23 protein-coding genes are annotated in these 21,286 nt (G+C 43.1%); 11 read left to right on the top strand and 12 right to left on the bottom strand.

Annotation, left to right across the window (positions count from 1 at the left end; translation table 11 throughout):
• Positions 1–12: 12 nt before the first annotated feature.
• A complete protein-coding gene (locus OV592_RS12475) occupies positions 13–1,605 on the bottom strand; it encodes a cation:proton antiporter (RefSeq protein ID WP_406608791.1) in 1,593 nt (530 codons plus the stop codon).
• A gap of 20 nt (positions 1,606–1,625) precedes the next feature.
• Positions 1,626–2,375, bottom strand: a complete 750-nt coding sequence (locus OV592_RS12470; protein WP_406608790.1) for an HAD-IIA family hydrolase — start codon at positions 2,373–2,375, stop codon at positions 1,626–1,628.
• A 133-nt stretch (positions 2,376–2,508) separates the two neighbouring features.
• On the opposite strand from OV592_RS12470, the gene OV592_RS12465 reads away from it, so the two are divergent.
• The 3 genes from OV592_RS12465 (at position 2,509) to lpxM (ending at position 4,960) form a co-directional block, all read left to right on the top strand.
• Complete coding sequence (locus OV592_RS12465) at positions 2,509–3,525, top strand: adenosine deaminase (protein ID WP_406608789.1); 1,017 nt, start codon at positions 2,509–2,511, stop codon at positions 3,523–3,525.
• Between the two features lie 67 nt (positions 3,526–3,592).
• Positions 3,593–3,922 (top strand): antibiotic biosynthesis monooxygenase, encoded by a 330-nt coding sequence (locus OV592_RS12460; protein WP_016401131.1) that lies wholly within the window; start codon positions 3,593–3,595, stop codon positions 3,920–3,922.
• A 90-nt stretch (positions 3,923–4,012) separates the two neighbouring features.
• Entirely contained in the window at positions 4,013–4,960 is a 948-nt protein-coding gene (lpxM, locus tag OV592_RS12455) for a lauroyl-Kdo(2)-lipid IV(A) myristoyltransferase (RefSeq protein ID WP_406608788.1), read from the top strand.
• 31 nt (positions 4,961–4,991) lie between these two features.
• On the opposite strand, the gene OV592_RS12450 is transcribed toward lpxM, so the two are convergent.
• The 3 genes from OV592_RS12450 to OV592_RS12440 form a co-directional block, all read right to left on the bottom strand.
• Complete coding sequence (locus OV592_RS12450; protein WP_406608787.1) at positions 4,992–5,681, bottom strand: DUF2982 domain-containing protein; 690 nt, start codon at positions 5,679–5,681, stop codon at positions 4,992–4,994.
• 107 nt (positions 5,682–5,788) lie between these two features.
• A complete protein-coding gene (locus OV592_RS12445) occupies positions 5,789–6,082 on the bottom strand; it encodes a DUF1244 domain-containing protein (protein ID WP_152782442.1) in 294 nt (97 codons plus the stop codon).
• A gap of 87 nt (positions 6,083–6,169) precedes the next feature.
• Entirely contained in the window at positions 6,170–7,159 is a 990-nt protein-coding gene (locus OV592_RS12440; protein ID WP_338621487.1) for a DUF2333 family protein, read from the bottom strand.
• A 290-nt stretch (positions 7,160–7,449) separates the two neighbouring features.
• On the opposite strand from OV592_RS12440, the gene OV592_RS12435 reads away from it, so the two are divergent.
• On the top strand, positions 7,450–7,995 hold the full coding sequence (locus OV592_RS12435; protein ID WP_338621486.1) for an outer membrane beta-barrel protein: 546 nt from the start codon (positions 7,450–7,452) through the stop codon (positions 7,993–7,995).
• A 90-nt stretch (positions 7,996–8,085) separates the two neighbouring features.
• Here OV592_RS12435 and OV592_RS12430 read toward each other — a convergent pair whose 3' ends face one another.
• Entirely contained in the window at positions 8,086–9,510 is a 1,425-nt protein-coding gene (locus OV592_RS12430) for a cellulase family glycosylhydrolase (RefSeq protein WP_406608786.1), read from the bottom strand.
• A 422-nt stretch (positions 9,511–9,932) separates the two neighbouring features.
• Between OV592_RS12430 and OV592_RS12425 the strand changes: the two genes are divergently transcribed.
• Both OV592_RS12425 and OV592_RS12420 read left to right on the top strand, forming a co-directional pair.
• Entirely contained in the window at positions 9,933–10,586 is a 654-nt protein-coding gene (locus OV592_RS12425) for a hypothetical protein (RefSeq protein WP_152782450.1), read from the top strand.
• A gap of 209 nt (positions 10,587–10,795) precedes the next feature.
• Positions 10,796–11,230 carry a universal stress protein gene (locus OV592_RS12420; RefSeq protein WP_016401123.1) on the top strand — a complete coding sequence of 145 codons (435 nt, stop codon included), beginning with the start codon at positions 10,796–10,798 and terminating at the stop codon, positions 11,228–11,230.
• 201 nt (positions 11,231–11,431) lie between these two features.
• Here the strand turns inward: OV592_RS12420 and OV592_RS12415 are convergent, their stop codons facing one another.
• Positions 11,432–12,472, bottom strand: coding sequence for a polysaccharide lyase family 7 protein (locus OV592_RS12415; protein WP_406608785.1), 1,041 nt, complete (start codon positions 12,470–12,472; stop codon positions 11,432–11,434).
• A gap of 277 nt (positions 12,473–12,749) precedes the next feature.
• A complete protein-coding gene (gene yfcE, locus OV592_RS12410) occupies positions 12,750–13,301 on the bottom strand; it encodes a phosphodiesterase (RefSeq protein WP_406608784.1) in 552 nt (183 codons plus the stop codon).
• A 301-nt stretch (positions 13,302–13,602) separates the two neighbouring features.
• Between yfcE and OV592_RS12405 the strand changes: the two genes are divergently transcribed.
• Positions 13,603–14,463, top strand: coding sequence for a polysaccharide lyase family 7 protein (locus OV592_RS12405; protein ID WP_406608783.1), 861 nt, complete (start codon positions 13,603–13,605; stop codon positions 14,461–14,463).
• Between the two features lie 111 nt (positions 14,464–14,574).
• Positions 14,575–15,813: a glycoside hydrolase family 88 protein gene (locus OV592_RS12400; RefSeq protein WP_406608782.1), complete on the top strand. Its 1,239-nt coding sequence runs from the start codon at positions 14,575–14,577 to the stop codon at positions 15,811–15,813.
• Positions 15,814–15,848: 35 nt separating this feature from the next.
• Here OV592_RS12400 and OV592_RS12395 read toward each other — a convergent pair whose 3' ends face one another.
• Together OV592_RS12395 and OV592_RS12390 are read right to left on the bottom strand one after the other, a co-directional pair.
• A complete protein-coding gene (locus OV592_RS12395) occupies positions 15,849–16,478 on the bottom strand; it encodes a GDSL-type esterase/lipase family protein (protein ID WP_406608781.1) in 630 nt (209 codons plus the stop codon).
• A gap of 85 nt (positions 16,479–16,563) precedes the next feature.
• The gene (locus tag OV592_RS12390) at positions 16,564–16,905 is read right to left on the bottom strand and encodes a zinc ribbon domain-containing protein YjdM (protein WP_016401117.1); all 342 of its coding nucleotides are present in this window, start codon (positions 16,903–16,905) and stop codon (positions 16,564–16,566) included.
• A 373-nt stretch (positions 16,906–17,278) separates the two neighbouring features.
• Between OV592_RS12390 and OV592_RS12385 the strand changes: the two genes are divergently transcribed.
• A complete protein-coding gene (locus tag OV592_RS12385) occupies positions 17,279–18,127 on the top strand; it encodes an ATP-binding protein (RefSeq protein ID WP_406608780.1) in 849 nt (282 codons plus the stop codon).
• 60 nt (positions 18,128–18,187) lie between these two features.
• On the opposite strand, the gene OV592_RS12380 is transcribed toward OV592_RS12385, so the two are convergent.
• Positions 18,188–18,556 (bottom strand): DUF4345 family protein, encoded by a 369-nt coding sequence (locus tag OV592_RS12380; RefSeq protein ID WP_152782463.1) that lies wholly within the window; start codon positions 18,554–18,556, stop codon positions 18,188–18,190.
• A gap of 55 nt (positions 18,557–18,611) precedes the next feature.
• Positions 18,612–19,556, bottom strand: coding sequence for an SDR family oxidoreductase (locus tag OV592_RS12375; RefSeq protein ID WP_406608779.1), 945 nt, complete (start codon positions 19,554–19,556; stop codon positions 18,612–18,614).
• 174 nt (positions 19,557–19,730) lie between these two features.
• Here OV592_RS12375 and OV592_RS12370 point away from each other — a divergent pair, with 174 nt between their 5' ends.
• A complete protein-coding gene (locus tag OV592_RS12370; RefSeq protein WP_406608778.1) occupies positions 19,731–20,618 on the top strand; it encodes an AraC family transcriptional regulator N-terminal domain-containing protein in 888 nt (295 codons plus the stop codon).
• A gap of 13 nt (positions 20,619–20,631) precedes the next feature.
• Positions 20,632–21,063: a gamma-glutamylcyclotransferase family protein gene (locus tag OV592_RS12365; RefSeq protein WP_406608777.1), complete on the top strand. Its 432-nt coding sequence runs from the start codon at positions 20,632–20,634 to the stop codon at positions 21,061–21,063.
• The last annotated feature ends 223 nt before the right edge of the window (positions 21,064–21,286 follow it).

The following is a 21,286-nucleotide window of genomic DNA, read 5'->3' as shown; positions in this document are numbered from 1 at the left end:
AAATTTTAAGCTTTATTCTTGTGGTTTATTGCTATCAATGAGTTGCGAGTGCACGTGGTCGGCAAAACCCGCACCGGCCTCATTGTAGAGGTTAAAGACTTCGTCTGCGCCAAGGCGTTTTAGCTTTTCAACATCATCGGCGAACTGCGCAATGGCGGCAATTTTGGCATTAAACTCACCTTTCTTAAGTTGCTTTAATGCGTATTGGTTACCATGGTGATGGGGCATGGCCAGTAATACCAGTTTTAAATCTTTTGAGGGTGCTAACTTTTCCCAAAAATCGGAGTCAGTAGCGTCACCTTGAATTACTGCTCGGCCACTTTCAATTTGGTGCTGAATTTTCTCAAGATCGGTATCAATACCGATAACCAAATCGGGATAGTGCTGCTGCAGCATATCGTAGGCACCTTCACCAATTCGGCCCATGCCTAATATAACGACTTGCATTTGCCCAAGTTCGATAGGTTGGTCTTCTAAGTGCAACTTAGAGCGCTGTAAGCGTTTTAGGCTTGGGCGAATAAACTGGTAAATGATATCGGCGTTTTTGTGGATAGGAGCCGCAACCAAAAAGCTAATACTTACAGCCATTGCTAGGGTTGCCATCCAGTCGGCGTGTAACCAGCCAAGTTGCACTGCAACAGCCGTTACAATCAAGCCAAATTCGCTGTAGTTTGCCAAGCTAACAGCACCTAGAAATGCGGTTCGTGAACGTAATCTAAATTGCAGTAAATACAGCAAATAAAATGCTGTTTTTATCACGAGAATACCCACTAAGAATAGCGCGATATAGATAGATTCGAAGCTTAACTCACTGGATAAACCAATCGATAGGAAGAAGGCAACCAAAAAGAGTTCTTTAAAGCTAAATAAGGCTTTTGCCATGCCACTTGCAGCGGGATGGCCTGCTAGCAACATGCCTATAATTAGCGCACCTAAATCTGATTTAAGGCCAACGCTATCGAATAGTTGTGCGCCTAGAACAAAAGTTAAAAAGAAGCCTAAAACTAGCTGCAATTCGCCGTGGCCTACGCGGTTTAGCAAACGATACAACACTGGACGTAGCGGCAATAACAGCAATAGTAGTGGCGCATACATGGTTGGAACTTTGCCAGTGGTAGCAGCCAGAAATACTACCGCAAAGATGTCCTGCATAATCAATACACCAATAGCCACGCGGCCATACAGTGCATTCATTTCACTCTTGTCTTCTAATACTTTTACTGCAAATACTGTACTGGAAAAACACAATGCAAAAGACAATACAACAATACCTGTGGTAGACAGCTCACCAATGCTGCTTATACCAAACCATTTAACGGCTGATAGCGTGCCTACAAACAGCAGCATGTTGGTACCCATATGCGCGGTAGCGGTTCCCCAAACCTCGCGCTTAAACAAGGTACGTATATCTAGTTTTAACCCAACGGTAAACAGCAGTAATGTTACACCTAAATCTGCTGCCGTAGAGATCAATTCATTTTGTTCATAACCCATTTCGCGTAAGGCAAAACCGGCGGCCAAAAATCCAATTAGAGGGGGTAAGTGCGCTAAATGAGCAAGAAATCCTGCCAAAAACGTCACTGTTATTAGTATAGAAATATCCATTAAGTGCTAAATCTTTATCGTTATATTATGTCGATTGTTGCCACGTTAGGGAAAACATAGTTCGGTCTAAAGGGTACCATTTCAATGTCGGCTTCACTGCTCACACCAGATAGTACCAAAATTGTTTCTAAACCAGCTTGAAAGCCAGCCAGTATATCAGTGCGTAGGTTATCACCAATAATCACGGTGTCGTCTGCATGTGCGCCAATTTTATTGAGAGCCGCACGTACAATCCATGCAGAGGGCTTGCCTACCACAAAGGGTTCGCGCCCGGTAATTCGTTCGATAGGAGCGCATAGAGAACCACAAGCTGGGCTCATGTTTGGTCCGTGAGTGTCTGGGTTGGTGGCAATAAACTGCGCGCCTTGTGCAACAAATTTTGCCGCATGTTGAATCATATTCCAATTGTAGTTTTTGGTTTCGCCTACCACTACAAAGTCGGGGTTAATGTCGGTGATGGTAAATCCAGCGCTATAAAGTTCATGAATTAACGCGCCTTCTCCAATAACATAGGCTTTGTTACCTTCTTGGCGTTTAAGAAAATCTGCGGTAGCCATCGCTGAGGTATAAAAACAGCTTTCTGGAATATCAACTCCAGCAGTTTGAAAGCGGTTCTGTAAATCTTGCGGAGTTTGAGCAGGATAGTTAGTTAAAATTACTAGCTTAGTATCGTTAGCCAGTAAACGCTCAATAAATGCTTTGGCTCCGTCTATCAGTTGGTTGTCGTGTAGTAGTACACCATCAATATCACAAATAACTGCTTTGCTCATTCTTTTTCCTTAGAACCCTATAATCCGTAGTTCAGAGTAACGTAGTGTGACTAAAAAGCGCTAGAGAAAAATAACCTAACGGCAACAAATAGCTTATATTCATTAGTATCCAAGCAGTTGAAGGAAAAGATTGATGTTTAATCAACAAGATTTTATTAAAAAAATAGCAAAGGTTGAGCTGCATTTGCACATTGAAGGTAGCTTAGAACCTGAGTTAATGTTTAAGCTAGCTAAACGAAACAATATTACTTTGCCTTATGCCAGCGTTGATGACTTAAGAAAAGCTTACCAGTTTAATAACCTTCAAGAGTTTCTAGATTTGTACTATCAAGGTGCAGAAGTGTTGCAAACAGAACAAGACTTTTTCGATTTAGCTTGGGCTTACTTTGAAACCTGTCACCGCGACAATGTATTACATACAGAAATATTCTTTGACCCGCAAACTCACACTGAACGCGGTATCGCAATAAGCACAGTGATTAATGGGCTGGTGAGGGCTAAGCAACAAGCTTTTACCCAGTTTGGAATATCTAGCGAATATATTTTGTGTTTTCTACGTCACTTATCGCAGGACTCTGCAATAGAGACTTTAGAAGCGGCTAAACCTTACCTTAAACATATAATTGGTGTGGGTTTAGACTCTAGTGAACAAGGTCATCCTCCCGAGAAGTTCCAACAAGTGTTTGCTATGGCCAAACAACTGGGGCTACAAAGAGTGGCTCATGCAGGAGAAGAAGGCCCAGCAGCCAATGTGGCAAATGCTTGGCAGCTATTGGATGTTAGCCGAATTGATCATGGCGTTCGCTGTTTAGAAGATGAAGTTTTAGTTAAAGAACTTGTCGCCGCTCAAATGCCTTTAACCGTTTGTCCGTTTAGTAACGTAAAACTAAAGGTGGTTGAGCACTTAAGTGAGCACCCATTACCGAAAATGTTGCAGAAAGGCTTGGCGGTTACGATTAACTCAGACGATCCTGCTTATTTTGGCGGTTATTTACTGGATAACTTGCAGGCCTGTAGTGAAACGTTTGCCTGGAGCCCGCAGCAAATTGCCCAGCTTTGCCGCAGCGCTGTTGCTGCAAGTTACGCCAGCGAGCAAAGAAAAAGTGAGTTAAGTCAACTAATTGATAACCGTTTAGCAGAGTTTAGCTAGAGACCTTGTGTTTTAAGGCAGGCTACAGCCATAGTTATGTTAAGCGAGAATAATAAGGAGATTGTCGATGTTTGTTGTGTTGTTTCGTTGGAAGTTAAATGAAGAGCATATTCAGTCCTTTAAAGAAGGCTGGTCAGAGATTATTCATTTTAATATTGATAAGTGTGCCGCATTGGGATCGCGTTTGCATAAAGCCTCCGACGGCACGTGGATTTCTTACTCGCAGTGGCCTAGTAAAGACCATTGGTTACGCTCTAAAGAAACTGAATCTATGGTGTTAGATGCGCGCCAAAAAATGCGTAAAGCGATTATTTGGCAAGACGAACCCTTATTAATGGCGCCACAACTTGATCATTTTGTATCGAGTAACTTGGATGCTACACACTCTATTTTGTAACTCACCGCCTTGAGTAAACTTGCTTTAGCGCCACTGCAGAGTAAACTGGCGCGCAGTTTTATCAATTTCTTAAGGTAGTGTTGTTAGACTATGTCGAAGTTTGAGTCTCAAGCATTTTCTATATCGTTTTCCAAAACATGGTTAGCCCCTAAGCATTGGGGCACCTGGTTGGTGGGCGGACTCATCATTCTGCTGGCTTATGTGCCATTAAAGCTACGAGATAAAATTGCCGTAGCTATTGCCAACCGTATCTTTAACCTAAAAGCCTTGAAGAAACGCCGTGCAATTGCCGACACTAATTTACAGCTGTGTTTCCCCGATATGACCGCGCAACAGCGCGAGCAATTAATGCAAAAAAATATGCAGATTTTTGCTCAGCTTATTTTGGGAGCGGGCGAGATGTCTGTTCGCTCAAAACGTTATCTGCAGAACCGTATTGTGGTTGATGGTGAAGAGCATATTCAAAGTATTCTCGATAATAATGAAAACTTTATAATTCTATTGCCACATACCTACCCAGTGGATTTTCTGGGGACTTATTTTTGTACCCGAGGCCATGATATGTGCACCATGTTTAAAAAAACTGGTGACCCCATTGTTGATTGGGCGATGGCAAAACAACGAACTCGTTTTGGCGGCGTTATTTTTGAACGTAATGCGGGTATTAAAACGCTGATCAAAGCAGTAAGAGCCGGTTTTGGGTGTATCTATTTACCAGATGAGGACTTTGGTCCAGAAGCCAGTTTAATGACGCCATTATTTGCTACTAAAAAAGCCACTTTGCCGGTATTGGGTAAAATGACCAAATTAAGTGGCGCAAAGGTGGTGCCTATCTATGCGGGTTACGACAGCGAATTACATAAAGTGAAGTTGTTCATTCATCCTGCTATGCAAGACTTCCCCAGCAAAGATGTTGCGCAAGATACCTTGCGAATGAATCAAGAGGTAGAGAAGTTAATTTCTCGCTCGCCAGAGCAATACATGTGGACTTTAAAGTTATTGCGTACCGTTGAAGGCAGCGATAAGCCGCGTTATTAATTTGGTAATCGTGCTCTAGAGAGCTAGGTGATTATGCGTTGTGCTCGCGCAGAGTTTGGTTTTTGTAGTTACGCACTAAGCTAATGAAATCTTCTGGTTCTCGGTCAAGAATATCTTGCTCAATTAATAGATCATAGCCAGTGAGCTCTCGAAGCTTTTTCATTCTGTTTGCGAACATGCCGGTGAGTCCGGTGTAAATTTTCCCACTGCTTGATTTAAAATAATCGTCTTCAATTAAATGATCACTCACTTTACTGTCTTGGCAATGTTTACAGCTTCTTCGTAAGGATGCGAGCAAAGCCGCTCTTTGCTCAGTGAGTAAATGTGCAGATAGGCGAGGGGACAGACTGTCGAGCAAATAATCTGGGTCACTCAAAAGTAAGCCAACGTAATTCATATCCTGCCAATTAAGTCCGTCACTTAACCTAGGTACATCGATACGTTGTAGTTTATCCCAGGGCAAGCACCAACCGCCGTAGCGATGGTGGAATTGAATGTGGTCGTAGCACAATACAACTGAATATACCGGTTGCATCCATTTTTCTACGCCAACTCGAATACCTAAGTATGCTAAAAAGAAAATCACCGAGGCAATAAGCGACACCAATACCGCAGGAACGTAGAGGGTACTTATTCCAATAAATACTAGCAGGGAGCCAGCAAGAACTAAGGTTTTGGCGTTGTTGCTGGCTTTGCTTTTTATCCATACTGATTTTGGCATCGTGTTACCCCAATCATTTACCGTCATACTAAGATATACGGACCGGTTCGGCTAAACGTTCATTACAATGGTTAGTGAAAGAAGAAAGCTCACTTCACCTTAGCGTATTATTTTTTAGCGGCTTGCTTAGCGTTGAAAATGGCCATTTGCTCATCGGTAGCTGGCAGTTGGTGGTGCTCTTTCCACTCTGAGTATGGCATGCCATACACTTTTTCTCTTGCTTCATCATAGTTAAGGCTTTCACCTTGCTCTTCTGCTGCTGCCATCATCCACTTGGCTAAACAGTTTCGACAAAAATCAGCTAAGTTCATCAGCTCAATGTTTTGTACTTCTTTGTGTTGGTCTAGGTGTTCCAGCAAACGGCGAAAAGTAGCAGCTTCAATTGCTTGTTGTTTGTCCATGTTACTTATCCTTGGTAAAAGTTAAGCCAGTGTAAATGCACAAAAGCAGCGAATCAACGCTGCTTTTGGTAATGCCTGGTAGCTAATTTAGCCTTTGGTAAGCAAATTATTCAAATTAATAATGGCCGCATTGGCACGTGATACATAGTTAGCCATTACTAGGGAGTGGTTAGCCATAAGGCCAAAACCTGTGCCGTTTAATATCATTGGGCTCCATACGGTTTCTTGGGTCGCTTCTAATTCGCGAACAATTTGGCGAACCGCCACCGTAGCGTTCTTCTTCTCTAATACGCCTTTAAAGTCTACTTCTACTGCTTGGAAAAAGTGCAGCAATGCCCACGCTTCACCGCGAGCTTCGTAGAACACGTCATCAATTTTCCACCAAGAGGTTTTCACCATGCTTTCAGAAGGAGCAAAGGTAGACTGTGCAGCACCTTCATCGCCCACTAAGCTAGTGTTAATGCGCTCTCGGCCTACCGAGGCCGAAAGCTTTTGCGACATGCTTCCCAGGCGTGATTGTACTTCGTTAAGCCAGGTAACTAAGTTGTCGGCACGAGCATAAAACTGCGCATTTGGGTCTTTAGGATCGGCTAATTGGGCGCGATAAATAGCGAGGGCATCTATAGCATCTTGATATTCGCGCTCTGCACTTGGAAGCTGCCATGAAGTATGGTCAATATTGAACTTAGGCTGGGCGACTTTAAGCTGGGCATGTTCTACCGATTGTGCTTGAGAGCGGCTAAAGTCTTTACGCATAATCAGCGATAAATCTCGAACTTGGTTTAATGCACCAAGCTCCCAACTTGGCATGTTGTCCATAAACACGCTAGGGGGCATTTTATCGTTACTTAAGTAACCGCCCGATTTGTTTAGCAGGGTTTCGGCCACAAACATCAATGCTGTGGTGGTGGCATATCCGGTTACCGCTTCTTCACCGTTTGCCACTGCTTGCTCAAGTACATATTCTTTGACTTCGATTCGGTCTGGCTCAATGCTCCAAAACACTGCAATGATGTAGTTAATGATGAAAAACACCAAAAAGAAAACAACAACCTTACGGCCAGTAAGCTGAAACATAAATACATCCTCAACAAGATTTATGTTCTCAGCATAGTCAAGTAAGCAATTTAATCAATAGCTTATGCAAAATCTAATTGCGGTGAGACAAGAGAGCCTCAACTGTCATACCTTGGTTTTCTAGCTAGGTTGCGAGCAGTAAACTCAAAGCACCATCAAGTATTCAGCAAATTATCCTAATAATTTGAGCTAAAGCAGTGCTTACGGTTTTTTTAAGGACTAATAACTGCCATTATCTGCCGCAGATTATTGGTTTACAGGGAGGTAAGGTTTAAAAGGTTGAGAATTTCGTGCACATCTCCAAGTTAGTAAAACCCAGTATTACAGTATTTGCTATCACAATGTCTGCTCAGGCTGTTGCCCAACAGCAACAAGAAAACACCAACGCTTATCCGTGGGCTGCGGTATTTCTCGATTACCAACATCCCGACCAACCTATGTTGGGCTTGACCGTTGCGGTAAATCATTACGACAAAAGCTACCCTAATTGGGGTTACTACCTCGGTTATGGCAGATCAAAAGAAGAAGACTTAGGCTTTGAAGCACCTGCAGAAGGTAAAAGAGACTTAACCATGTTAAGGCTAGGGGTGAGTTACAGCCTCTCCAATAATTTGAGTGTTTATGGCGGTGGAGCAATGTTAGAAGACACCACCGAATACACTGACGGTATTACCCAGTTTTGCACCGACTGTAAGCCAGAATGGTATACCGATACCAAGCGAAACTGGGGCGGCGAAGTTGGGCTTCGTTATGCTTTAACTCGGCATTTAGTGTTTGGCATTGGTTATAATTCGGTGACAGAGGGTGGGGTATTTAGTATTGGTTATCGCGGTTAACAATCACGCTTTGAGTGCTATCTCTAATGCTCTAAGGTTGCCCGCGACGGAGTAGTCGCGGGAAGTATAAAGTAGTGGGTTTTAGTTGCGCTACTTACAGGCTGCATTGATTCGACTGCTGTCATTACTACTGTACTCACAAGAGCCTTGAATAATGCACTGATGAAGGTTGTTGTTGTAGGCATTGGTGCGGTGATCATAGATCATAAACCAACCTCCATCGTCCCACACAGAAGTGGGAATGCCTGCTGCTTTTGCATGTTTAGAGTCCAGTAACTCATACCAAGCTCTAATATTGTTGCAATCCATTTGGCTTTTATATTTTTGCCAATTAGTACCCCATTCACTGATGTAGATTGGCATACCTTGACCCACACCGTTTGCCCATTGTTGCATGGTTCTAATTGGGTCACTAATGTCAGATTCAGTCCACTTAGTCGATAAGTTACCTTCACCGTGGTATGACCAAGGATTGTAATGGTGGAATGCGGCCATCACATAGGGATCACTGCCTCCTCCAACAGCGTCTAAGTTTGGCCAGGTTCGCGCCATCTCATGAGCGCCAAACCATTGGTTTCCGCCAATTACAACAATCCGATTTGGACTCTGTTCTCTGATCTTGTTATATGCCAAACCTGTCATGTGGCGCAGCTTTGATGGAAGCATGGCTTCGCTATTACTTAAGTGCGGTTCGTTTAAAATTTGAAAAATGAGGCGGTTACTGCGGTCTTTAAATAGAGCACTAATATCTGTCCACAGAGTTTCTAACATCACCGCATCACTATTGTCTTTGATTACGGCTTCATGGTGAGCATTGATAACTACGAACATATCATCATAAGCTAGGGCATGGTCGACAGTTTTTATTATCTCTTTAAGGCGAGCATTGTTAAGGTCTATTTTTCCTGTTTCGTCAGCAATGGTTGAACCTGATATCTCTATGGTCCAACTAATCGGAATTCTAACATTACGATAACCTTGCTCGTAATAAGCATCTATTTTTCCTGAAGCTTCGGTTAGGGTAGCCGCATGTTGTTGGTTGTCGAACATTTGCCCTAAGTTAAAGCCGGTGCCCATTGCTGCCGCAGCGTCTATAGCGGTTATAGCAGGCCTCTCACTGGGAGGTGGTGGAGTTTGGTTAGAGCAAACATCGCCAGTAAGTGTTGGTTGTTCCGCACTGTCGCCGCTCATGGTGCCTTGAATACCAAATTCAACCGACTCCCCTGGCTTTATAGTCGCGTTCCACGAAAGGTTACTTGCGCTGTAAGGGTTATTTCCGCTTAAAACCGTATTCCAGCTAGAGCTAAGTTGAGAGCCTTGTTGATATTGCCAATTTACTTGCCAACCCTCGATGTTAGTTGAATCGGTATTTGTAATGGTCACCTGTGCCTGAAAGCCTTGGTCCCATTGATTGGTTACGGAGTACTCGCAGTCGGCCGCAACTGCAAAAGGCGAGATGAAACCAAGCAAAATCAGCTTAGCTGCGAAGCGATGGTTTGTTCGACGTTCGGTCATTTTAGGCTCTCACGCTTGAGGGTGAAGTTAACAACTTACTTAAAGATGATGCTACCCGAATTAGCCGAGTAAAAAAGTTGGAAAGCCGCATAACTGGCTGAAATAGATAGGTAAATTTCTTGTTGTTTCATGGTCAGTATGAGCTTGCTCACAAAGCCGCTGATTAAATAAGAGAAACTAGGCGTGTAGCACTTAACGCTAATTATCTAATTGTCAAAAAACGGGAGGCTAAACCATGAATGCTTATAAGCGAGCGGTAATGCTGTTTGTTTCACTGGGTCGGCTTAAATCAACAAGCGGTCACTTTTTATTAAACTATTGTATTTTATAACAATAGCTTCTGATAGACTGCGCGTTTTATCAATAAAGGGAATTTAACAACAATGTGGATGTTGTTTAATAAGCGCCAAGGAAAGGGTGCAATGAAATTATTGGCGTGTATCTGTCTGTTGCTGCCAAATTTAGCCAGTGCAGAGTTTGCTTACGGCGAATACGCCAAAGAGAATAACTGGGATTTATTACTTAGCTTAGGGGCAACTTACGGTGGAGATACCATCGCCGAAGCTTACTATGTCGATGAAAACAACAATGTTGTTGATGATGCGGTGTTGAAAGGCGGCGGGCTGTTTAAAGCTAGCGTTGGTATTGATTGGCCTCTAGTAAAAGACCTTCGATTGATCACTAATGCGGGCTACCACGTAGATACTCAATTTAGCTTTGCTAGCACATCTAGCGGTAACCAAGGCATGTGGTTTACTCGCTTTGTTGTCGAGGCCTTGCCGTACTACCAAATTAATGATTCTTTTAAATTAGGTGGCGGTTTGACTTACCACATGAGTAACAAAGTGGGTGGCCAGTTTATTGGTAGTGATGAGAAGTACTACGCGCGCTACGAAGACACACTGGGTTATACCGGCTTTGTTGGTTACATGTTAGGTGAATCGCGCTCATGGATTGAACTACGTTATACCTATATTAAGTATGATCTAGAAACTGCTCCTTTCTTAGCATCATTTTGTACCGCTAATTGTGATGGCAGCCATGTTGGCCTTACTCTCCATTGGGCTGTGCTTTAATAAGTTAGCGCTGCAGCTATTACGCCTCCAACAGCTAAAAGCCAGCATGATGCTGGCTTTTTTGTTGCCTCTGATACCTTGTTTTGAAGCTAATAATGACCAAGCTCAAGTTAGCTTCAAATATTCCCTTGGCATGTGCGACAAGTCCGTCTAAGGCGTATTTCCACTGCTAAGCTTAAAGTGATTAAATAAATTACGAGGAGCACATCATGAGCTATCGTCACATTTTAGTCGCCGTCGACCTCTCTGAAAACAGCAGACGAATAATCGATAAAGTCATCCTTCTAGCGAAACCACTCGATGCAAAAGTATCACTGATTTTTGTTGATGAAAGCGCTAACGATTCAGCATTCAGTGGGCTAATTGATCTTGATTTAGCCGCCATAGAACCGATGCATCCTAGCCTTAAAGAGTTTGCTAACAAGCTTAACGCCTTGGTGGTGGATACTAATTACACCATTGAGAACCAGTTTGTTATGCAAGGTGATTTAAGTGCTCGCTTAGATGAAACAGTGGCCGAGGTAGGCGCTGACTTAATCGTATGTGGTCATGATAATGGGTTCTGGCATCGTTTAGCATCTAAACATCATGAGCTGGTAAATAACGTCTCGATAGATCTGCTAGTTATACCTATCGATCAGTGAGCGGCTAGGCATAATACACACCGGGTGTAACCAGAGTTCGATGAGTATTTCTTTGTTTAACGCCTCATCTCTACTGCGCTTTTTGGCCTTCTATTGTTGATGAAGGCTTAAGTGTTTTAGCTTTACTTGTGATTAAAAAGCCCTTGGCATTTTCATGCCAAGGGCTTGGGTTTATAAAGGGAGTTGTTAGCTTACTTAGCCTTATTGAATAAGGTTAAGTTTATAGAAGCTTACTTGTGTGTAATCACCAGCATCTAAGCCATTATTGCTACAGCCCGAGCTCCAAGTATTGGTTTTAGGCTTGATATTGCACTGGTTGTAAGCACCTGCTTTAAAGTACATCCAATCTTGCGCGTAGCTGGTATCTAAGTCAGAAGCAGAGTTAGGTTCAGCTAAGTTAACCCTATACGTGACAACTTGCTCATTGGCTTCACCTGGGTTTTTGGTAAAGGTGAGGTTCATTATGTTGTCAACAATATCAACGTCATAAGAGAACAATTCACCCAGCTTGATGCCGCCAACTGGATCTTTATCGTCTTTGGTCAAGTTGTACTGGCCGAAGATGTTATGAGGAATATCAAAACGGTCTTTCTTGTCTTTAGGATTAATTTCATAGTTCCAGAATAGCGAACCATGCTCATGGTTTGGCAATTTGCGGAAGAAGATCTTTAAAGGTTCATTATTTGAACCATGGATCTGGCCAATAACCACCGAGTGAGCACCCATTTTTGCATCGTTACCACTTAGGCTTACATGGTCAACACTTAAGGCTGCGCTCATGCGTCCGCCAATAGAGCCGTAAGCTGCCGCATTGTCGTGAGAAGCTAATACAAAATTGGTGCTTGGATCTTTGTACCCAGTAGGTAAGTTCACGTTTAACATTGCGCGTAATTCACTACGAGCGTTTTTGCTGTTAGGAGTGGTCACGGCTTCATTAGGTACTTTAAATACCATGGCGCCAGTTTCAGCGTTGGTGTAAAACCATTCTGGATGTGAGAATGGATTTTCTGCATCGTTTAGCTGAGATGCATACACTTCCATGGTTTTGCCTTCGCGCTCAGGCTTGGTATCAGGGTAGGGTAAGTTGATTTTCCACTTACGCATTTCGAAGTTTTGCGCCGGGGCTTTAGAAGCATCTAGCTTCGACATTAACTCAAGCTGGTAATTGGTCGGTGTATTCGCTGCGCCAGCTGTACCTGCAAACAGTGCAGCTACGGCACAAGCGACATAAATCTTTTTCATGATAGTTCCCTGTTAGTTAAATGTAACTCGTAGACGGAGTTTTCGTGAACAGAGAAACGTTATAATACTATTGTATTATTAAATATGATGACCTTGGCAATTATTCATATTGCTCATTGTTTTTGAGAGTTTCATTTACAAATTTTGCTGTACATCACAGTTTGTGGTGGGAACAGCTTGTATCACATGCGCAATGTTCGCCGGTAAGCACGGCGTTTTTAACTAATAAGTCCAAGCAAATTAGTGCTAACAGAGGCTGGCTTTGTTAGCTGTTAGTTTAGTTCTTATCTAAAGGGCAGTTCAGCAGCTCTTGGTGATCAACAAGACTACATACTTGTATTTGCTGTTCAGTGATTAAAGCGTAACTGGCTTGCCAGTCTTGTCGAGGCATTGATACCGAGCCGGGATTAAGCACAAAGTGCCCGTCTTGTTGTTGGGCTTGCGGAATATGGCTGTGGCCGCTCACCAATATGTCTCCAGGGCTTAAAGGCGGCAGTTTGTTTGGTCCATAATTATGGCCATGACACAAAAATATTTTGCGTGTTCCTAAAAGCATTTGGTTGTATTCAGCTAGCAATGGAAAGTGACACAGGGCTTGGTCTACTTCGCTATCGCAATTCCCTCTAACCGCAATAATTTTATCAGCGATGTTGTTTAAGTCTTCCGCTACCTTTAAAGGTGCATAGTGAGCGGGTACGGGGTTACGAGGCCCGTGGTTAAGCACATCCCCCAAGCTGATTAAATGCGAAGCTCCGCTGCGTTTAAAAGCGGCTAAAGTGAGTGTTAGGGCTTGGTAGTCGCCATGAATATCAGAACATACAAACAGCATAAGTTGTCCTTTGAGTGAAGCTGAGAAAAGCAGCTAAAGCTTGTTTAGCGCCTTGGGCGTATATTTTAGCGCTTTAAATAGGAAACTGAACAGGCAAGAACAACTAATAGTGAGAACTCCCTACGCCAAGTCTTAAGAATCCAACAACGCAAAATAATTCCGCTCATCTAACAATTCGTTGAGCTAGTTCTAACTCATTACTTTTGAGCCTTGGTGCACACTATCGTGTTAAGTGGCTTTTATTGTTGTTCGAATATGCTAAATATTTATTAGTATGATGATACTACATTAATAAGGCCTTATGAAAAACCATCTACTCGCTCTATCTGCTTTACTTGCTGTTTCCACATTGGCCTCAGCCAATGTTCAGTTTTCTGATAACAACGGTAGCTTGGGCGAGCCGGTTAACTATCCTCAGTTTCAACATGTTTTAAGCGAATCTGAGCTGCAAATTTCAGATGCTGAAGGTAAGAAAGGCAATAAGGAATACTTTGCGCTAGATGGAGATTTTACTGGCATCGTAAATCCTTACTTTTATGTAGATAAAACAAGCGAAGCGCTGGTCTTCAAAATGAAGAACGATCATTTACGTAATGAAGTTCGAGTGCATAAAAACTTCCGTACCGATTTACCTGATCATTTTTACTCATTACGCGCCGATGTTGAAATGATTGACCCTGAAGCTTCAATGAAAGACTCAGATTCAAAACAAGATGAGATTACTTTTCTACAAGTGCATAACAAAGGCTTAGATGACGAAGGCACACACAATGTACCGCACCCCTTATTGAGGGTGGTATGGAAGCGTGATGCTAATGGCGTGAAAGGTCATTTTTGGGCAATCATCAAAAACAATGCAGTCATTTGCAAAGGGTCCTTTGGTAAAAAAAATAAAGACAAAAATATGTGTAAGCCTGATGTTGCTTATAGCCACATTGATTTGGGTAAGGCGCCGACAGGCAAAACTACCGCTTTTGATATTACCGTAGGCAACAAAACGCTATCGGTTGACGTAGACGGTACCAACCTCGTTAAGCACGACATTGATTATTGGCGTCACCTGTTAAGTTACTTTAAAGCCGGCGTATACAACCAATTTACCCATGGTATGAGTGAAGCACATTTCTACAAGCTTGAGTATTCAGCGGCTGAGCCTAAATAGAAGCCTGCACCTGGTGAGCTCTCGCGTGCCACCACGCGAGAGCCCTTAGCCTGCTAGCAGCTATTTGCTTGAGTATCTTCACTTTACACCGCACCAAACCATGAGGTAACTATGTCCCTTTTTTCCATTAAACTCGCTAATCTTAAAAATGCTGTTGTCGCAGGATTAGCGGTAAGCATGTTGTCTGTAAACGCACAAGCGGTAGCCAGCCAAGCGCCCCCGCAAAGCGTGATGGCGCTTATCGAAAGCAAATCTGAACTGCTTGCCTCCGAGGCATTAAACAGTAACAAACATTGGTTTACAGCCTATACCAATGAAGTGGGAAAATGGCAGCATGAGTACTCGAAAAACTGGTGTAGCGGATTTATTCCGGGCATCTTTTGGTATCTAAATGCACTCAGTGATAATAGCCAATGGCAGCAGTATGCTGAACATTGGACAGAAGGGGTAAGGTCACGCGCTTATGCCACTGACAATGATACTGGCTTTCAAATTTTTAACAGTTTTGGTTTAGGCTACACCATTGGTGAAAAGCCTAGCGATGATTACAAGCAAGTATTGATAGATGGTGCCTCTACCTTAGTGGAACAGCGTTACAACAAAGATATCGGCGCATTTCGGTCTTGGCGGCAGGGGATTAGTAATCCCACTCGGCTGCCTTTTGAAGTCAATATTGATCAGTTAATGAATATGGAGTTGGTGCTTTGGGTAGGCAAACATGCCAACAAGCCCGAGTTCACCAACATGGCGATCTCTCATGCAGATAAAACTTGGGAACATGGTGTAAGAGAAAATGGCAGCACCTACCATGTAGTGAGTTATAGCCCTAGTGGTGAAGTAGTTAAGAAAAGAACTCATCAAGGCTGGAAAACGGAATCAACTTGGTCAAGAGGCCAGGCTTGGTCGGTTTATGCTTATGCTATGTATTATCGTTACACGGGTTTAGAACGGATGCTAGAGCGCTCAATCAAGTCTTATGAATACTTTATTGAAAGCACCAAACAACAAACTCAAGATTGGGTGCCGTATTCAGACTTTGACGCTCCAATAGATGATGATAACCCTCGAGATAGTTCTGCTACAGCGATTGTGGCATCAGCACTCATCGAGCTTTACAAGATTACCCAACAAGAGAAGTACTTAAACGACGCACAACAAATGCTAGCGTCACTTTCTACACCTAAATACTTAGCAATGGACAACAACTACCAAAGTATTTTGTTGAAAGGCTCAGAAAAGTGGGGTGAGCCAGAAGTCGGCACTATTTTTGGCGATTACTTTTTCATAGAGGCTTTATATCGTTGGCAACAATGGGCACCCCATAAGCTACCTAAGCATTTTGGTTTGTAATGATTAAAAGCCTCTTCGTGAGGCTTTAGTTATGCTTACTGGTAGATAAACGCCAGTTTTGCCGCAAGCGCTTCAGCAAGTTGCTTATGTTGCTCAGGGCTTAAATGAACGCCGTCTTGTTGTTCAAGTTTAATAATGCTGTTTACATCAAAAAACGCGCAGCTAAGCCTTTTTGCTTTAGCTGCGAGTAAGCCAGCAAGTTGCTGAGACTTAGCTTGCGAGCCCTTAAAGTGCTGACCGAAAGGGCCTGTTTCATCTATTGCTGGTGGAGCAACTAACAACACCTTGGGGTTTGTTATTCCTTGGTTTACACAGTGCTGGTCTAGCTCAACAACCATTCGCTCAAGGTTGTCACTTATCTGCTCTACTGCAAGTTGAAATTCTGGATAAAAATCATTAGTGCCTAACATCAATACTAAGCAGTCAGGCTGGTGTTTTTGGGTGTCTTGCAATAAGGCATCTATGCCGCTGCTTAAACCAAAGCTTGATGAGCTGGGAAAGGTGGTTCTGCCGGGTTGTCCAGCTTCAATAATTTGGTAAGGCTCGCCAAGCAAGTTCCCCATAACCCCCGGCCAACGAGAGTCGGCTGGCATACGTTGCCCAGTAGTCGGGGAGTAACCCCAAGTATTAGAGTCGCCAAAACACAGTACTTTATTGATTGCCAAAGTGTGTTCCTTATTGTTGTGTGGCTAAAGAGTATAAAAAAACCTGCTAGTGCAGGTTTTTATTTAGCGATAGAACTGAGTTCACCTAGTTTTGTTTTCTAACAAATTTAGATTTAAGCATCATGTGGCCGTGACCATCTACCTTACAGTCGATGTCATGATCAGCATCTACAAAGCGTTTAATTACCGCTTTAGTACCAACTTTTAGCACTAACGACGACCCTTTCACTTTTAGGTCTTTAATCAGGGTAACTTTGTCGTCTTCTGCCAGTAAATTGCCTACAGCGTCTTTAAGTACAATGGCATCAGGGTCAACAACTACTTCGTTAGGGTTCCACTCATGCGCGCATTCAGGGCAAATAAGTAGTGAACCATCTTGGTATACATAGGCTGATTCACATTCTGGGCATGGAGGCAGATCGCTCATGATATTTTCTCTTTAATCTTTAGTTTATGGTGGCAAAGCGAAGGTAACGCTTTAAGCCATAGCAGTACTAGTAAACTAGTACCTAATATTTGTAGGGGCATTATAAGTAAGAATGACTCTGCCAGCTAGCGCTTAGCTAAGATTGCTGCGGGTAATGGCAGTATCTGAGTAAATTTTCACCCTTGGATGGCCTTTCAACACATTCCAAGTATGTAGTTTAAAACTGTCGCACTTAGCACAAAGCTTACATTTACTTGTTTGCTTCATTTCATCTCTCTTTGAGTTTGAACGAAATATCAGCCACATAAGTTATGTTTTCACTGGCTTTGATATTGCAGCCTAGCTTTCAATAAGTAGAAAGTGTGGGGAAGCTATGTTACGCGAGATAATAGAAATAGATGAAGCGCTATGCGACGGATGTGGTCAATGTGTGCCTGCTTGCCATGAAGGTGCCTTGCAAATCATCGACCAAAAAGCTCGCTTAATTAGCGACTTAATGTGTGATGGCCTAGGTGCTTGCTTGGGACATTGTCCCACAGGCGCAATGACTGTGGTAAAGCGTGAAGCTAGCGCTTATGACGAACGCAAAGTCATGGAAAACATCATACAAGGTGGGCCAAATGTAATTAAAGCCCATTTAGAGCATATGCTAGAGCATAAAGAGTTTGATTATTACCAAATCGCTTTACAGGTATTGGCGGAGCAGGGTATTGAGGTGCCCTCGCACAAACAAGTATCCAAACAAACCTCAACTACAGGCTGCCCCGGTAAAAAAGAGCAGGTACTTGTTCGAGAGAAAGGTGAGCCAAACCAAGTATCAAGTGATGGTAGTGCGCCCATTAGCGCCTTAAGCCATTGGCCCATTCAATTACATCTTATTAACAGCGCCAATCCCGTTTTTGTGGGCGCGGACTTATTACTCGCTGCCGATTGTAGCGCGTTTGCCGCAGCCGATTTTCACAGCAGCTATTTAGACGGAAAGAAGCTACTTATTGCTTGCCCAAAACTGGATGAAAACCAAGACGCATATGTGGAAAAACTCAATATGCTTATTCGCTATGGTCAACTTAAAAGCCTAACAATTTTGCGAATGGAAGTGCCTTGCTGCGGTGGACTCTCTAAGTGGGTGAAAAATGCCTTAGCTAAGCTAAAGCAACCCTTAGAGAGTGTTGAAATAACCATTAACAAGGTAGGAGAGGTGGTCGCCACTAAAGCACTTTAATTTAGCGTGAGCTGAATACTTAACAAGCCAGACCCGCGTTAAATCGGCTCTCTGGCTTTGTTATGCGCGAACGCGAAGGTACCACCACACCAATGGCGCTAACAATACTAACTCTAAGCCTACATATAACCATTGTTTTGTTACCGAACCGTCTAGCATTATTCCTATAAGTCTTGCCACAAGTAGGCCAAACATTAGTGATGCGCTAGTAGCAGCAAGGCTTGTCACCCAAGGCTGAAATTGATGATGAAACATCAGTAAACAACCAAAACCAATTAACAGGCCCCACCAAATTCTTCGTTCAATCGCATCAAAGGTATTGTCGGGAATTGCCTTGTTACTGACTAATTCTGGATTAGATACCAGTACAATGCCGGCAATGATCAATACGATGCCAATGCCTCGTAACAATAAGCTAGTTTCTATCATTTTTTGCTCCTTTGGGGCTAAGTATTACTTTAAATTTGGTCGATTTTAGCCAAGCTTATAGCTTCCAGTTAAACGAGGTGTTTTCTTCAGATAACTGCCAAAGTTGCTGAGCCATTTTTTGGTCAAGTGCTACCTCATCTAATAAGCATTCACCCACCGGGCCAACGGTATCGGCGCGTTTGGTTGGGCCATAGAGTTTGTTTATCGCTAAGCCTTGTTTGGTGGCACACATTACTTCTGGCCATGCGCCTTTTTCGGCAGATTGTGCGATTAGTCTAGACAGTACTGCCCAGAGTGTTTTGTTAAACGTGCTAGCTGTGTCTTTTAATAAGTTAGTTCTCGACGCGCCTGGGTGACAAACATGTACTTGTACTTGCTTACCTGAGGCTTTAATTCGTTGCTGCAGCTCATAGCCAAACATCATTTGCGCGAGCTTACTTTGGGCATAAGAGCTCCATGCCGTGTAATTAGCATCGAAGTTAAGATCGTCAAATTGAATTTTCTTTAAGCCCATTTTGTAGGCGTTACTGCCTACTATCACAATACGCCCTTGAGATGCCTCTATTTGTTCAAATAACAAGCCACACAGAAGAAAGTGGCCAAAATGATTAACACCTAATTGGCTTTCAAAGCCGTCTTTTGTGAATTGTTGTTTGGCAACTTGCGCAATCGCGCCGTTACAAATAAGCGCTTCAATGCTGTTGGTGCTCTCTAGTAATTGTTTAGCTGCGCGCCTAACCGAGTCAAGCTCAGCCAAATCCATTTGAATATAGCTAAGATCAATATTGCTACCCAGCTGGGCTTTTAACTCTTCTACGGCCGCGACAGATTTAACAGGGTTTCGATTTAACATTACTACCTTTGCGCCTTTAGCCAGCAAGATGCGAGAGGCTTCAAATCCTGCACCACTGTTGGCGCCAGTAATTACGTAGGTTTTTCCTGTTAGAGAGCCAATCTGCTCTGGTGTCCAAGTTTTAGTGGTAAGTTGCTTAGTTGTCATTTTCTAACCTCTTGATTCAGCCTTCGGGCAGTGCAACGAAAGTTAATTGCACTACCTTATTTGTCGTAGTATCTTTGCTTAGGAATGACTTTAACTCTCACTATGTGTATTTAATAGGCGTATTTGGCGCTAAAAATTGCCTATTTGTATCAAGCGTGGTTCTTGGGGGATGATATGTTTAGGCAAAAAATAAAACAGCTGATAGAAAGTCGCATCAGCGATGAAGGAATGGTTGAGACAGGAGTAAAAGGGGTTCATCTGTTTAAAGTAACCACTGCTATCCCTTGTGCTCCAGCGGTTTATGAGCCGACAGTTGTGGTTATTGTCAGTGGTAAAAAAGAGGCGTTAATCGAGGGGCATCATTATGTCTACGATAATAGCCAATACCTGTGTTGCACCATGTCTATGCCAGTAGAAGCGGGTACACCAGAAGCCTCGCCAGAAGAGCCTTTGCTCGGTGTATACATCTCTCTCGATACAAAAGTAATGACCGAGCTAGCCATTGAAATGGAAAGCGCAGCCGCGGTGATAAAGCATCCTAAAAATAACGCGCAAGGCCTATCGCTAGCTAATTGGGATGACACCTTCTCTGATGCCCTATTAAGGCTGCTGCAATTGGGCGATAATCCAAGGGATAGTGCTATTTTAGGCGCTAGCCGTTTACGCGAGTTTTACTATGCGGTGTTAAAAGGTGAAGCGGGCATCTCGGCGCGGCGAGCCTTTGGAGTTGGTAACGAAATTGCTCGCTCTATTGAGTACCTATCTAAGCGTCTTAGCGAAAATGTCACCATAGACCAGCTTGCTTCTCAAGTTAGCATGAGCAGGGCGGTATTTCACCGTAAGTTTAAACAAGCAACGATGATGTCGCCGATTCAATTTATGAAGTCGATGCGCTTGAATCAAGCCGCTATGAAAATTGCCGCAGGTAATAATGTCAGTGAAGCGGCAATGGCCGTTGGTTATGTTAGCTCATCCCAATTTAGTCGGGAGTTTAAAAGGATGTATGGGCAATCTCCTAAACAGTGGAGCCAGTCTAAAGGCCTCTTAGAGAACATCGCTTAAGGACGATAAAAATATGCACAAAGTGTTTGTGTTTGGCACGCTAAAACAAGGCTTCCCAAACTTTAAATTTAACCAAGGCATTCGCCTTGGCTCAGACTATGTAAGCAAAGAAAGTTACCCTTTGTATTTGGTGGGCAGCCGTTATTCGCCGTGGTTGGTGCTTGATAAGGGCAAAGGCCAGCCGGTGAAGGGGCAAGTTTTCTTAGTCTCGGACCAAGTACTAGCAGAAATGGACAACTTAGAGCGTGTACATGAGCCAGATGGATATCGAAAGTTCAGCATTCAAGTGGAATGTGTGACATCAGGAAAAGAGTTAGCCGCCATTGTATATGGCAAGCCGCCAGAGATGGCGGCAACAGCAGACATTAGGCTTGAATTAGCTGGGGAATACCTACTAGAACATGCCGATTTATATCGAAGCAGAGAAAAAGCAGTAAGCTGTTAGGCGCTTTCTTTATTGGGAAGATGACTCGTTCTAGTTTTTATCATTTGGTGTTAGTAGGTTTTAGCTGTGGTGCAAGCTGCTGTAGTCGCCTGTTCTAATGCTATTTGACCGTTTAGTCTTTGTAAGGCGTAAGAGAAATAATTAATAACCGCACTATATTCAGTGTTTTAATTCCAAAAGAATTCAATACAATTGGGGCGTCCAAGCAAAAGGAGTAGCGGTT

Source organism: Agarivorans sp. JK6 (genome assembly GCF_045277145.1).
Classification (GTDB): domain Bacteria; phylum Pseudomonadota; class Gammaproteobacteria; order Enterobacterales; family Celerinatantimonadaceae; genus Agarivorans; species Agarivorans albus.
The sequence above is the reverse complement of the archived record's forward strand: the minus strand, read 5'-3'. Positions and strand labels throughout refer to the sequence as shown.